Raw genomic sequence first — 12,682 nt, forward strand, 5'->3', positions numbered from 1 at the left:
AAGATAGAAACAGAGGCTGCTGACGCATAAGGCTCATGATGTCGCTGCCCGTCGGAATCGCCATTGGCGCTTGAGACGTTTGAACTTGCGGTGCCACTCGGACGAGGGAAAGATCCCCTGAATGCTTTGTCGGATGGCGTATGTCCGCAATGCTCTGTCGATCGCAGCGGCTGTCAGCCCATGTGGGTCGCAAATCTGGACTGCACGACGCGCTTCGACAAGGTAGTCGTTGTCATCATCTATCGCGACTAACCTGGAAGCTCCCAGCATTTCCCTAGGAAAGGTGGGGGCGGCGTCGAAAGCATTGAGCGCGTCAAGCCCATGCAGCATGAAGGTGCACTTCTTGCAGATGCCACAGTTCGGGTCTGAGCGGGGGCAAACCCGCAAGTGCTCCATCAGGTGAGGGATACGGGAAATCTTCGACAGTTTCGAGAAACGATCCAGGAGAACATGGTGCTCGACCCTAGCTCCTTGCGTACCATAAAGCGGATCAAGCAACGGTTGCGATCCCCAGGGTATCGTTCGAGCCGTTTCGGAGCCGGACGAGGCAATATACTGCGTGTCTAATCGATCTGCGAGCATGTGACGAACGGCCGCCAGAAAGGCACCGTGATATTGAACCCATCCGACCAACCGGTCTGAAACCCGACGAGTGTCTGTGGTTACGATGATTGCTTCAAGCCCGTAATGTGTCGAGACGGCCTTGGCAGATGCGGTCATGCGAGCAACTCGATCGAACTCAGAGGGGTCGACATCGGCTCCAACCACGGTGACGATTGCATCCAGCTTGGCGCTGAGTTCGTTCAGCGCATAAGACGAATCGACCCCTCCGGAATAGAAAAGCCCTGAGCCCCGATTGTCAGGATATGCTTGTTCAACGGGATCGGCGTAGATGTTAATCTTGCGGTATCCGGGATACCACCTGCATAGGATTGACTGGATCGAATTGGTATTATCGAGCAATTCGCTGCTAACCCCACCCCGAACAACTAGATCGGTTCCCAATTCCATTGCTGGCGCAAGACCAAGACACAGCAATGCATCTCCGGTTTTCCGCAATGCTGGACCGTTGGAATCGAAGTAGACCCGTTCATGCCTTTCGGACCCGAAACCGAAGGTGACTACGGCTCTCGCCGCGTCATCGATGTTCGGATCGAAGGCCATAACGAGCGGTGGCATGCTTCTCGTGGTCTGTATCCAGTTAGATGTGGTCAACGAACAAGGCCTGCCTGGAATGATTTGGGTATTGGTGATGCCATATCTTGGAAAGCGGGTATAGGTCTTGGAACCTTGAGCGACCCTAGTGTCAGGCTTCTCCCAAACGACCAGTGAAGCCGGGGCTCTAAGATTGAGACCGCACGCAGTTGTTGATCAGCAGCGCGGGTGGAATATCGAAATGAGCACGCAGGTGACGTCAGAGGTCAAAATGATGAACCCACGCGTCCTCTACGGATCAATAAAACTGCCGTTTGACTGGCTGATCTCTTCGGTGAATAAACAGGAGTGCATTGTATGCGAGCTGATATCGCAGGTTGAGTATGAACCTCCAAAAACCATTCTGCTGGCGCAGCAATTGGCGATCCTGTTCGATACTGCTCGTAGAGACGGAATCTTGCCTCGGTGCGCAAATCGCAGGCGCGACGACCCGCGTACAGAGACCATTTTTCCACCAAAGCTTGAGATCCATGTCAATTGGCCGACTGATGATCGATGAAGTCGCAAGCAAGTGTCGCGCCGCAGGTTTTGTCAGCGCATAACCGATAGTCATTGCCGGCGGCTTGCTCGGGACTCCGGTTAGGAATCCGCTTGCAATGGGCTCCTTGTGGCGAAGACGTCTGGACCGTCCAGAGTGCAAGCGCAATATATCCCAGTTTGGCTCTTGTTGCGAGATCATGCCCATTAAATGACCGGCCCCAGGAACCAGTTGGACGTCATCCTCGAATACGAAGGCAGCGGCAGCAGCACCCTCGCAGATTTGTTCCCATACCTTCCGATGAGAAAGGTAGCATGCGGTTTCGGAGGGCCCGATCTTTCGCTTGAAGATCGGGCCCTTGGCGTTCGCCTGTTCAGTTGCGAGCTTCCGATCGGACAACGATTGTCCGTCGATTGCACGGACCCGACAGAAAGACATGTTCTCTCTAGCGAATTCTTCCCGTGCGCATCGCAGACGCTCCGGGGAACGGTCGAGGTTGATAAGATATAATGGCCAGTTTAGCTCGTTCAAATGATTTCCAACTTACCAGATGGACCGTTCGTGGATCGCCGGACTGCAATACTCTTGCTTCCAGCCTATCGGAAGGCGGGTGTACCTACCTTCTCCAATCCACCACGGACGACGGAAACTTCTTCAATCGCCACCACCCGGTTCTAAGCGGACCGTGGATTTTTCGTCAACTCACCGCCGCTTATGCGCGGTCCTCTGTCTAGGTCGAATGCCCTCGTGCTCAGAGAATGGTTTTTCAAACAAGCCGCAGGATAGACAGTCCCCGATGTAACCGCAATTATCGGACCAACATCGAACGTCTCTGTCCCACGCGATCGCAATGCGTTCGAGATGAAGTCCAGGCGAGCTCTTGAGGAGAATGATTTCGTTCTCTACGGCGGTCTTGCGGACATAGTTCCATGCATCCACCACCCGCGTTTTTTCGACGAACCGCCCGCTTGCCCTGTCCTCCTTGCTCGCTTTCGACCGGTGTGCATGCTCTCCGACAAAGATGACCTGATCGCACACATCCCGGGCTTTGCGGTAGGCGTCGCGGTACTTGCGGTTTGAGTCCGACATGTCGGAAATATGCCCCAGAACGATGCGCTTTCGTGGCGCTGAAGTTGCCTCCAAGACATTCAGCGCGAGGGATAGGCTGTGCCAAGGTGCCTTTGCGGTGTCGACGATGAATAAAGGCCCCCCGACAGTAGCGACCGGTTCGCAGCGGTATGGCAACGGCCTTTGCTCGGCAATGCGCCGGACGATCGTATCGATGTCGACCTTCAGTTCCACCGCGGTGGCGAACGCGGCCGCCACGGACACCCAGAAATGCTCGCCAATCAACGGTACGGAGACATCTGTCGAATTCCCTTTCCAAACTATCCGCATTCGCAGCGGCTCGGGATATCGCGAGCTGACGCACGTGACCCGATAGTCCGCACCCGGCTTCCGTCCAAACGTAACTACCCGCTCTCCCGTGCGCTTGGCCATTGCCATGACGTGCTCGTCGTCCGCATTGAGGACAGCGAAGCCACCAGGGCGAAGTGCCTGCACCAGCTTTCCTTTTTCATAAGAGACGGCCTGCTTGGTTTTGAAGGCCGAATAATGCTCAAGCGCTATGAGCGTCATTATTGCGACATCAGGCTGGACGATCTTGGCGATCCCATCCATGTCACCCTTTGCGCTGATCCCCGCCTCGACAACGCAAAACTTGGCTAACGGGCTGATATCGCGAATTCTACGGGAGATTGATTTCTCGGTGTTGTTGTAGATCTGCGTCTCGATCGCTCCTTGCGTCTCCAAGATGCGCGACAACAGCGCAGTGGTTGTGGACTTTCCAGAACTTCCGGAAATGCCAATGAAGCGCGCATTGCTTGTCAGCCGGGCTGGGTGCGCTCGCAATCTTTGAATGTAAAGTCCGAGCCATCGTCGCAATGGCCTTGTGCGGGTTCGCAACGACCCGCCCTTGCCGAGCGAGAAGTAGCCACGAAAATTTCGATTGATTATCATCTCTGGACAGGCGTTCTTCGTTTACATGACGAGCAGTCTAGTACTCCGTTTCGGATTGGCCTAGCTCGCCGCTTGACCGATCGAACCATACGAATGCAATCATTGACCGGAGACGTGTGTGTGTCGGCGATTGAGAGAAATAGAGCCAGCCAGCTTGGTTTCGCTTCGGGCTCAAAACTCCTGGATATGCCAAGAAGCGGAAGTCCCTGCCTTATCCGCGACTACAGGGCTCTGGAGCCGGCGCCGATCAATTCGATCATGGGCATGTATGCCGAGCTATACCGTCAGGCCTACGGACTGAACGGCTCGCTCGGGGTCATTTGGTCCATCCTGCGCGGAGCATTGAGCCTTCCCCGGCGCCAGATGCTCGCCATGCGACGTCATGGCGGCGCGGCCCGACGATCCTGCGGACGTCCGCTTCTCGGACAAGTCACCGACATTTGCAGATGCTGGTGGACATGCAGCCTCATGCCTGAAGACTATTATGATGGGCAACTCGCCAGATATGAGGGTGGACCTGGCATCTTTGCCTTCCTGCCGTGGCCGGTCGTCGCCAACACCGTCGTCGAACTCCAGCATGACGCATTCGGCCTCTTGCCGTTTGCCCTCAATGACAAGGCGGCAGTTGCTACCTGGTGCCGCGACAACGGTTTCTTATGTGCGGATTGGGTTGCCAGCGATCGCAGTCAACCGCCGCTGACTTTCGACAGGATCTCGCACCTTGGCGACAAGCTTTTTGTGAAGGCGCGATCGGAAATGGCTGGATTAAGAACCGAACAGTGGGAAAGAGCGCCTTCGGGCGGATGGCTGTGGAGGGATCGACAACTTTCAGAGCAGGAGTTGGTCGAATGGCTCGCGCGACGCGCATCCACCGACACGAACGGCATCATCATCCAGGAAGTCCTGGCCAACCATACCGAGATGGGAAGTTGCGGCTCAGCGCTGTCGACTTGCCGAATTATAACGATCTTGAATGAAGATGACGAGCCAGAGGTCGTGGAGGGCCGCTGGCGAATGGCGCGCGACCCATCAGCTATAGTCGACAATATCTACGCGGGCGGCGTTCTATGGAGTTGCAAGGACTATGAAACCGGTGAGATCGCCCTCGGGATGACAAAAGATTCCGCAACTGAGCAGAAAGTCGCGATCGCCCATCACGACGACGGTAGGCATATTGTTGGAACTCGGATCCCCTTCTGGCCGGAGCTTTCCACGCTCGCGATCGAAGCGCACAAGACGTTGAACGGAATCCTGTATGTCGGTTGGGATGTTGCGATGACCAACAGAGGTCCCGTCATTGTGGAAATGAACTTTCCCTCCGGCATGAACCCGAGAAACCAGATGGTTTGGGGTGGGATTGGGAATTCTCGCCTGGGGGAAATACTTGGTTGGCGGGCCCGTCGCTGGCTTCGACGCAACCGCGTGAAAGATGCAAGTAGGCGACCAGGCGACGGCTAGTGCAGCCTGGCTTCGGGCGCTCGACGCCTCCTGCCATTAGCTCTGGCGTATGAGGACTGTGGGACACAGCGGCACGCAGACGCTGGTCAAAGGGCGCGCGTTTACGCCTTGTGAGACGTCAGCGTTATCGCACATTTTGCAGATACTGCGAGAGTGAGTGCGGCATATGCATACCAACGATGCGTAGGTCATCGACCCTGTGGGATTGCTCAAAACACAAAGCCCGCTATCTGCGACTGCGCGCCATATTTCTCTCCTTGCCGACGCCTTGCGCAATTGCGGCCGAACCGTATGGGGCGGGAGCCTTGCGAGGTGTGCAAGAGCGTCAGAATAGGTCCGCTTTCCGCCCGTTCGACCAAGACCCGCGATTCAGCGAAGGTCTGAAATGGTCCGCATTGCTGACCTGCGCGGTCGATTGATCGGCTTCGGAGTTTCCGCCGAAAGCGGTCATCGGCATTTGTCCATTTATGAGTACACGCCCTAGCAACGATGACCTGACATAGAAATTCGGGCGTCCTTGTGCCGATTGTTGGCGCAGCCAAAATGTTTACGCAGCAGCTCGATCATCCGGTCGCTGATGCTGCAAATTGTATCGCCACTGAGGAATTTCAGGCTTGTTGTCGTTGGCCGGCTGGGCCGAAAGTTCGATAAGTGTGTCGACGTGGGTCACCAGAAGAGACAGGTCGGCAAATTGCCGATCTGCAAGCCAACCATGCGGCTTTAATTCAACGGATTGTCCGGATACGCTGCGGTTCGAAAACACATTTCGGATCAACGAGCGCTTTTCATCGTCGACGAGCAGTTCGTAAAGCTCTGGAAGGCTTTTCATCAGTTCGAGAAATTTTTCGAGCTCGTCAGGCAACAGGTCCTCTTTGTGAGCTGTGTTAATTTCTTCCTGCAGCGCGATACGTTCCAAGGTCAGCCGGCTCTTTTTTTCTTCGAACAGGTGTTTATCGAGGTCACCATCAACCAGGAGATCGGTAAGCCGGTCTAAACGGTCAGCAGCTTTCGCAAGGCGCAACTCGAGAGACGTGATATCCGCCACACGTCCTTGGCCACCAAACCATTCCATGAACCGCGCCCGCAATTGCTGCTCGGCCTCGGGGAGGAACCTAAGCGCTTCAAGTCGGTAGCGAACCGCGTGGTCGAGCAATTCCTGCCGCACAGTCTTTGTGTCGCATTGCCGCGCATGGCACCGGTAATAGATGTGACCTTTCTGGCGTTCTGGCGTCATCGGCCGGTCACACAAGCCGCAACGAAATAGGCCCTGGTAGAGATGATTGTGACGGGTCACCTTCTTGCCGGCGCGACCGCTGCGGACGTCCTGGACGCGCTTGAAGGTTCGAGCATCGACCAGAGGCTCATGGATACCCTGGTAGGTCACGCCGGTCCGGCGGATTGCGATCAGGCCCAGATAAAAGGGATTTCCGAGCATGGTTTCGATGCCGTGCAAACTGAGCGGTTTTCCCGTGTGTCCGGCCAAACCGCGCCTGGCCATTTCCTGTTGCAGGGCGCGCAGGGAGCATTCGCCACTGGCGTAGAGGTCGAAGGCCTGGCGCACCAACGGACCTTTTTCCAGGCAGACGGTTTTTGGTTTTCCGCGGCCGTTGTCGCGATAGCCGATCGGCGCCCTGAAGGGGTAGAGACCCTGCTTCAGTCGACCGGTCAGACCCTTGATCGTTTCCTCCCGGAGATTGCGGATGTAGTCGGCAGCGATCACCGCCTGGATGTCGGCTGTCAGGCGTCCGCCGCGCGAACGGAAGTCGTAGGGTTCGGTAGCAATATGAACGTCGACGCCGATGTCGGGCAGTTCGCTGATGATCGCCCAGTCTCGCAAATTTCGGGCGGAGCGGTCGATCTTGTGCATGATCAGGCCGCGCGCCTTGCCCCGTTTCAGGTCGCGTAGCATGCGATTGAAGATGGGGCGCCCGCTTTTGGCGGCGGTTTCTTTCTCCTCGAACCATTCGGTCACGGCGAAACCATGGGCCTCGGCGAAGACGAGGATGGCGTCCTTCTGAGCGTCGAGCGATACGCCTTCACCCTGTTTTTGAGTGGAGACGCGGATGTAGCCAAAGCATGGTTTCATAAATCTAACGGTTACATTCTGACTCTATCAAAACCTCCGATTCTGTCGAATCGTCTTCCCCCACCCATGGCCAGGAGTTTTCTCGGCGCATGCGCTCGTAGATGCGTTTGCAGAGCTCGACATGCTCGTTGATATGATCGTCACGGATCTTGGTGTCGTCGTTCATCGATTGATCGTACATGCGTAGACCAAGCAACCAAGCCTCCCGGAGTTGCTCGTGGTGCAACCGGGACAGCCTTCGCGAGGGCAGAAGAAGTGATACACTAGAGTTGCCAGACGTAGGTGTATTTCTCTCTTCATGTGGTCGAAGCGGCTGACCTCAAGGTCAGCGACAAGGGCGCAACGAACGCGAAGGCTCATCAGGCGAGGAACGAAGGTTGCGCCGACTTGCTAAAATCGAAAGTGCGGTAGTCTGTTGCGCACGTCTTGGGCGGGTAGGATGGGGACCTTACCAGCTTAATTTCAAGTTCTATGACTTATAATTTCGGGCTCGACCTCCGGGTCGCGCGACGAAAGGCGGCGCTGACCCAGCAGGATTGCGCGCACCTGCTCGGCGTCACCTATACACGCATCTCAAAGCTAGAATCCGGGCAGGTGCTGCCCACGGTCACCGAGTTGTCGATACTCTGCGTCGTGTTCGACACGGAGGTGACACGACTCAATCTGGGCATCGTCGCAGCGGAGGCCAAGGCGCTGGATCAGCGGCTCGCGTCTATGCCCGACTGCCCCAAGAACTGGCCAAGCCGGCGCAACCGACTCAATACGTTGAACGCTCTGGCTGAGAAATTAACAGCGCTAACGCCGCCTTATGACTAGTCCCAGGACTGTGCTTGGAGTGGCGGCGAGTTTTGACGCTCTGTCTTTCGTATATTTCAGGAAAGGTGACTTGGGGGATTGGGGGAATTCGCGCAAGGCTGCCGAGAGCATCGACGCGGCGTTCGCGGCGACGCAACTGTGGCTCAGTCGCTACCGGCCCCAGTTGGTGATCGTGCCTGCCTATGGCGCGCACAGCCGCAAGGGACGCCGTTCTCGCGCCTTGATCGAAGCGGTGGCTGCGACGGCAGCGGAGACCAAGATACCCTGCATCAGGGTCGAACGGCCGCGGACGTTTCCAAGCAAATATAAGGAGGCGGCGGCGCTCGCCAATGTCTTTCCACAAGTTGCGCCATTGCTGCCGCGACCGCGCCGGGCCTGGGAGATCGAGCCGCGCAACATGTTGATGTTCGAGGCGCTCGCTATCACGTACTCCTATTTAAGGAAGGACCATTGATACTTCGGGACCGATAGAGAAAATGCCCCGCAGTCTGCGGGGCATATTTTTCAGTCTGAGGCGTGGGACGCATAGCGGCGCTCCACCTCCTTGCAGATCTGTCTGGCGTCATGAATGCCACCGAAGCGATCGAGGTAGAGGTCCAAGATTGCTGCGCGACGCACCGAACTGCCGACCGGAATACCAGCCATCCTGCCTCCGCTCGACCGTGGAGTCAGCGAGGGCGTAGCGACGGTTAGGCTGCATCTGCCACCATCCCTGGCTCGCATAGACCATCAATGATCTTGTGCAGCCTCGGCGTCAGGTCGGAGTTCTCCACCACCTTACCGGCGAGGGCGCAGGTGGTGGCGTTGAATAGCCTCCAGGCAGTTCGGTCGCCCCATTCGGGATAGGCCGGATGCTCCCAATGCTCGATCACGTCGGCGATCCGCTGAACGTTGATCACGCCTTGCCGGAACATGGTCATGATGGCGTGGTTGGCCAGCGCCTCCGAAAGCAGCGTGTTCTGGTAACGTAGAAAGGCTCGATGCTGCCGCTCGCGCTGAACCGCAAGGGGCTCTACGAGCTCACCGACGAGTCCGGGAAGGTCACGTCTGGCATGCGCCGTGTGTTTGCGGCGGATGATGTGGTCGGCGATGAACGAAAGGTTGTCACAACAGAACACCCGTCCTCCAAAGCCGATGCCGACCGGGAACTTCTTGTCGTGCGAATTGCGCACGGCAACGGTGTCCTCGTAACCGCCATAGGTGGAGCGCAGCGACAGGAGGCCGAAAAAGCGCATCCCATCCTCGGTCACCCCAAAATGCTCGGCGGTCACGTCATGGCCATAGAAGGTCAGCGTGTGCCTGAGCATGTCGACCACGCGAAAATGCGGGATCGGCACATGGGTCGCGGTCGGCATCGGCGTGTCGAGCGCACGTAGCGTGTCGTAGTCGGCGTCTCTGGCGCCGGCGTGAAGCAGAAGCGTCATTTGAACCTCCTTTAGAATTCGTCGGCGAGCATGACGGTGAGCACCCGGCGGGTGACTTTTGTGTCGGCCGGGTTCTCGGAGCCAAAGATCAGGCTCGGATCGAAATAGTCGATCTTCCAGAACAGCTTGCGGCCCTCGATGGTGAGGCTGCCGAAGTCGTGCTCACCATAGGGATCGTTGTCGTTGTCGAAGGTCGAAAATACCCGCACGGCGAGAAGCACCGCCTTGACGAAGTCCTCGCCGAGCGATTGCAACCCCGGCGTCACGTAGATGCTGCCGCCGAGGAAAGTGGTGCGAAACGCGTCGTTGAGTGCGGCGATCCGCTTGGTGGCGTCGGATGATGTGGAAAGAACCATTGTCGGTCTCCGTGGCACATGCCAGCGCTGACCATTCAGCGCCGGCTCGCGCCACCGAGCCGCTGGAGTCGATGATAACGGCTGTCACGGGGGGCGGTAGCGTACCCGACTTTCTGATCTAGCAAGTGGAACAGTCTGGGTGCGGAACAGTCAGGGGCGACAATGTGCGGATGCCCAACACCAGCATTTCGTATTTTGCACGTACCAACGCGCGCAAGCCGCATCGCATCTTCGGCATCAAACAAGCAGACCGGCTTTCCCATATGTACGTCATCGGCAAGACCGGCACCGGCAAGTCGACACTCTTGGAGACGCTGATCCGGCAGGACATTGTAGCGGGGCGCGGCGCTGCTTTCATCGATCCGCACGGCGATCTCGTCGAGCGCATCGCGGGGTCGATCCCCGAGCGGCGAAACTCCGACACGATCTATCTCGACGTTGCGAGCCCGAAGCTGTCATTCGGATACAATCCGTTCGTCCGCGTGAGCCCCGGCCTTCGGCCGCTTGTGGCCTCCGGCCTCATGGATGTGTTCAAGAAGCTGTGGAGCGATTCCTGGGGGCCGCGCATGGAGCACATTTTGCGCAATGCGCTGCTTGCCCTGCTCGATCAGCCGGAAGCAGCGATGCCGGACATCCTTTCGCTGCTTACCGACAAAAGCTTCAGGTACCGAGCTGTCACGAGGATCAACAATGCCCAAGTGCGCGCCTTCTGGCGGGACGAGTTTCCAAAATACTCCTTGCGGATAAAGTCGGACGGAATATCGCCGATCCAGAACAAGGTGGGCGCTTTCCTGGCTGATCCGAAGCTCAGGCGCATCCTGACGCGTGGCGACGGCGCGATCCGGCTTCGGAAAATCATGGATGAGGGCAAGGTTCTTCTTATTAATCTTTCGCACGGCAAGATTGGCGCTGATAGCGCCGGTTTGCTTGGCGGCCTTATGGTCACGTCGTTGGGTTCGGCAGCTTTCAGCAGGGCCTTTATACCCGAGGCAAAGCGCCGACCGTTCTTCCTATATGTCGATGAGTTCCAGAGCTTCACCACGCTTTCCTTCGCCAACATGCTCGCTGAATTGCGCAAATTCGGCGTGGGTGCAGTGCTGTCGCATCAGTATCGACAGCAACTCGAGCCCGATATTCGACACGCCGTGCTTGGCAATGCCGGAACATTGATTTCCTTCCGGCTGGGTTCACATGACGCCTCCCTGATCGCAGATGAGTTCGCGCCGATCTTCAGTCGACGCGATCTTCTGACGCTGCCCAACCACGACATCTATGTTAAGCTGATGATAGATGGAGCGCCGTCGAAACCGTTCAGCGCCACGACGCTGCGTCCCCCTAATATGGTGGTCTCAAAGCGCGTTCCCTTGCACAAGCTCAGCTAGGGAGTTCTTCGTGCCCGAACGGGGTCGAAATGCAGGATCAAGAACAAGCCAGAAAATTCTTAGATCACTATGTTCATCTGACACTCAAGTCCCTCTGACCGTGGAATGAGACAGACTTTTCCAATCTCGACGGGAAGTACCTCAGAAAGCAATTTAAGACCGAATTTCTTTGTCAGCCGGTCGGTCAGTTTCGGCCCACCACTCTCTGCCCAGCGAAGGTGAATTTCAGAGCCTAACACCTCCCACTCTATTCGAACTGTGCCAGTCGATACAGACAAGGAGCCGAACTTTGCAGCATTCGTGCACAGTTCTCCAAAAACTAGAGCGAGAGGCACATTTAGGCGGGCAGGTAAATCTATCTCCTCTCCTGCGACCGAAAAAGTTTCGCAGTTATAATCATACGGCGCCGTGATCTCCTGAATCAACTTTCGTAAACTGAATGATTTCCATTCCCGATCTACGAGAGCATCATTTGCCTTGGCCAGCGCAACAAGGCGGTTGCGAAAATCCTGGACGATGGTCGGATCCACTTTTTCTCGACTGAACGTTTGGCTCGCGATTGATTGAATGACACTGATACTGTTTTTAACCCGATGGTTTAACTCGCGCATCAAAAGTATCTTCTGGTCATCACTTCGCTTCATTCGGTCAATGTCTAACAAGACACCAATCGCGCGCTCCAGATTGCCATCCGATCCCAAAATTAACTCAGCTCTCAGTAGCAGCCAACACGTTGCACCATCTGGCCTTCGGCAACGGAACTCCGCCTCCATTTGGTTTCTTCCTTGAGAAATGGCCTCAGCGGCGATTTCTTGAAGTCTTTCGCGCTCCCCTGGAGCATACATGGCACGCAGGTCATCGATTGAGGGAGTAGCGTCTGGAGGAAGGCCAAACATCCTGTTTAACTCGGGGGACATCGTTACTCGGTCCGTCGACGCCTCATATTCCCAGACAGCCATTCCGGCGGCTTCCAGCGCGAGTCGCTGTCTCAACTCGCTATTCGCGAGTGCGAGTTCTGTTGATTTGCGTGCGGTGATGTCCTCTATCGTACCGATGTAACGGACAGCCTTCGGAACTCCATTGACTTGTGAGAATATGGCCTCGCCGTGCGCAAGCACCCATCGTTCCTCACCATTGTCCGACCGGCGTATCCGAAATTCGTAAGGCTCCTTATGCCGGATTGACGGATCGAGTGCCATTCGGGATGTGGCCGACGTCCTCGGGAGATCATCCGGATGTGTAGCGTCGCGGACTTTGTCCAATGTAACGATTTCATTTCCGGTGAAACCGAAAATTCGCCGGGCCCGAGGTGAGTACTCCATTTGACCAGTATCTATCGCCCAATCCCAGATCCCTATGTGGGCGGCTCGAAGCGCAAGTCGCAACTTGAGTTCGGTATCATCCAGCCTAGCTTCAATTGATCTTTCCATCACATCCGAACCACGCCC

The 12,682-nt window shown here is 56.5% G+C and carries 12 protein-coding genes and 1 pseudogene; 5 read left to right on the forward strand and 8 right to left on the reverse strand.

Features of this window, described 5'->3' with window-relative positions; all coding sequences use genetic code 11:
- Positions 1–33: 33 nt before the first annotated feature.
- Positions 34–1,179, reverse strand: coding sequence for a hypothetical protein (locus ACT2BZ_RS15675; protein ID WP_457936062.1), 1,146 nt, complete (start codon positions 1,177–1,179; stop codon positions 34–36).
- 217 nt (positions 1,180–1,396) lie between these two features.
- On the opposite strand from ACT2BZ_RS15675, the gene ACT2BZ_RS15680 reads away from it, so the two are divergent.
- Positions 1,397–1,714: a hypothetical protein gene (locus ACT2BZ_RS15680; RefSeq protein WP_457941454.1), complete on the forward strand. Its 318-nt coding sequence runs from the start codon at positions 1,397–1,399 to the stop codon at positions 1,712–1,714.
- Between the two features lie 30 nt (positions 1,715–1,744).
- Here the strand turns inward: ACT2BZ_RS15680 and ACT2BZ_RS15685 are convergent.
- A pseudogene (locus tag ACT2BZ_RS15685) lies at positions 1,745–2,224 on the reverse strand (glycosyltransferase family 25 protein); the annotation flags it as partial.
- Between the two features lie 171 nt (positions 2,225–2,395).
- Positions 2,396–3,712, reverse strand: a complete 1,317-nt coding sequence (locus ACT2BZ_RS15690; RefSeq protein ID WP_457936063.1) for a Mur ligase family protein — start codon at positions 3,710–3,712, stop codon at positions 2,396–2,398.
- Between the two features lie 468 nt (positions 3,713–4,180).
- Here ACT2BZ_RS15690 and ACT2BZ_RS15695 point away from each other — a divergent pair, with 468 nt between their 5' ends.
- Complete coding sequence (locus ACT2BZ_RS15695) at positions 4,181–5,170, forward strand: sugar-transfer associated ATP-grasp domain-containing protein (RefSeq protein ID WP_457936064.1); 990 nt, start codon at positions 4,181–4,183, stop codon at positions 5,168–5,170.
- Positions 5,171–5,717: 547 nt separating this feature from the next.
- On the opposite strand, the gene ACT2BZ_RS15700 is transcribed toward ACT2BZ_RS15695, so the two are convergent.
- Entirely contained in the window at positions 5,718–7,256 is a 1,539-nt protein-coding gene (locus ACT2BZ_RS15700) for a recombinase family protein (protein ID WP_457936065.1), read from the reverse strand.
- A gap of 471 nt (positions 7,257–7,727) precedes the next feature.
- Here ACT2BZ_RS15700 and ACT2BZ_RS15705 point away from each other — a divergent pair, with 471 nt between their 5' ends.
- Positions 7,728–8,072: a helix-turn-helix transcriptional regulator gene (locus tag ACT2BZ_RS15705; RefSeq protein ID WP_457936066.1), complete on the forward strand. Its 345-nt coding sequence runs from the start codon at positions 7,728–7,730 to the stop codon at positions 8,070–8,072.
- 70 nt (positions 8,073–8,142) lie between these two features.
- Positions 8,143–8,526 (forward strand): hypothetical protein, encoded by a 384-nt coding sequence (locus ACT2BZ_RS15710; RefSeq protein ID WP_457936067.1) that lies wholly within the window; start codon positions 8,143–8,145, stop codon positions 8,524–8,526.
- Between the two features lie 50 nt (positions 8,527–8,576).
- On the opposite strand, the gene ACT2BZ_RS15715 is transcribed toward ACT2BZ_RS15710, so the two are convergent.
- From ACT2BZ_RS15715 to ACT2BZ_RS15725, 3 genes are read right to left on the reverse strand one after another with little or no spacing between them, the layout of a single operon-like run.
- Positions 8,577–8,717, reverse strand: coding sequence for a hypothetical protein (locus tag ACT2BZ_RS15715; protein ID WP_457936068.1), 141 nt, complete (start codon positions 8,715–8,717; stop codon positions 8,577–8,579).
- Between the two features lie 44 nt (positions 8,718–8,761).
- Positions 8,762–9,496: a DUF932 domain-containing protein gene (locus tag ACT2BZ_RS15720; protein WP_457936069.1), complete on the reverse strand. Its 735-nt coding sequence runs from the start codon at positions 9,494–9,496 to the stop codon at positions 8,762–8,764.
- A gap of 11 nt (positions 9,497–9,507) precedes the next feature.
- Positions 9,508–9,852, reverse strand: coding sequence for a DUF3768 domain-containing protein (locus ACT2BZ_RS15725; protein ID WP_457936070.1), 345 nt, complete (start codon positions 9,850–9,852; stop codon positions 9,508–9,510).
- Positions 9,853–10,022: 170 nt separating this feature from the next.
- On the opposite strand from ACT2BZ_RS15725, the gene ACT2BZ_RS15730 reads away from it, so the two are divergent.
- A complete protein-coding gene (locus tag ACT2BZ_RS15730) occupies positions 10,023–11,234 on the forward strand; it encodes a type IV secretory system conjugative DNA transfer family protein (protein ID WP_457936071.1) in 1,212 nt (403 codons plus the stop codon).
- Positions 11,235–11,293: 59 nt separating this feature from the next.
- Here ACT2BZ_RS15730 and ACT2BZ_RS15735 read toward each other — a convergent pair whose 3' ends face one another.
- Positions 11,294–12,664 (reverse strand): sensor histidine kinase, encoded by a 1,371-nt coding sequence (locus ACT2BZ_RS15735; protein WP_457936072.1) that lies wholly within the window; start codon positions 12,662–12,664, stop codon positions 11,294–11,296.
- Positions 12,665–12,682: the final 18 nt, after the last annotated feature.

It is taken from the genome of Mesorhizobium sp. 10J20-29 (genome assembly GCF_054130485.1).

Excerpts from the sequence above, each read along its gene's own strand:
- ACT2BZ_RS15680 (WP_457941454.1), top strand. The coding sequence starts at position 1,397 with ATGAGCACGCAGGTGACGTCAGAGGTCAAAATGATGAACCCACGCGTC.
- ACT2BZ_RS15705 (WP_457936066.1), top strand. The coding sequence starts at position 7,728 with ATGACTTATAATTTCGGGCTCGACCTCCGGGTCGCGCGACGAAAGGCG.
- ACT2BZ_RS15700 (WP_457936065.1), bottom strand. The coding sequence starts at position 7,256 with ATGAAACCATGCTTTGGCTACATCCGCGTCTCCACTCAAAAACAGGGT.
- ACT2BZ_RS15725 (WP_457936070.1), bottom strand. The coding sequence starts at position 9,852 with ATGGTTCTTTCCACATCATCCGACGCCACCAAGCGGATCGCCGCACTC.
- ACT2BZ_RS15735 (WP_457936072.1), bottom strand. The coding sequence starts at position 12,664 with ATGGAAAGATCAATTGAAGCTAGGCTGGATGATACCGAACTCAAGTTG.
- ACT2BZ_RS15675 (WP_457936062.1), bottom strand. The coding sequence starts at position 1,179 with ATGCCACCGCTCGTTATGGCCTTCGATCCGAACATCGATGACGCGGCG.
- ACT2BZ_RS15720 (WP_457936069.1), bottom strand. The coding sequence starts at position 9,496 with ATGACGCTTCTGCTTCACGCCGGCGCCAGAGACGCCGACTACGACACG.
- ACT2BZ_RS15730 (WP_457936071.1), top strand. The coding sequence starts at position 10,023 with ATGCCCAACACCAGCATTTCGTATTTTGCACGTACCAACGCGCGCAAG.
- ACT2BZ_RS15715 (WP_457936068.1), bottom strand. The coding sequence starts at position 8,717 with ATGGCTGGTATTCCGGTCGGCAGTTCGGTGCGTCGCGCAGCAATCTTG.
- ACT2BZ_RS15690 (WP_457936063.1), bottom strand. The coding sequence starts at position 3,712 with ATGATAATCAATCGAAATTTTCGTGGCTACTTCTCGCTCGGCAAGGGC.
- ACT2BZ_RS15695 (WP_457936064.1), top strand. The coding sequence starts at position 4,181 with ATGCCTGAAGACTATTATGATGGGCAACTCGCCAGATATGAGGGTGGA.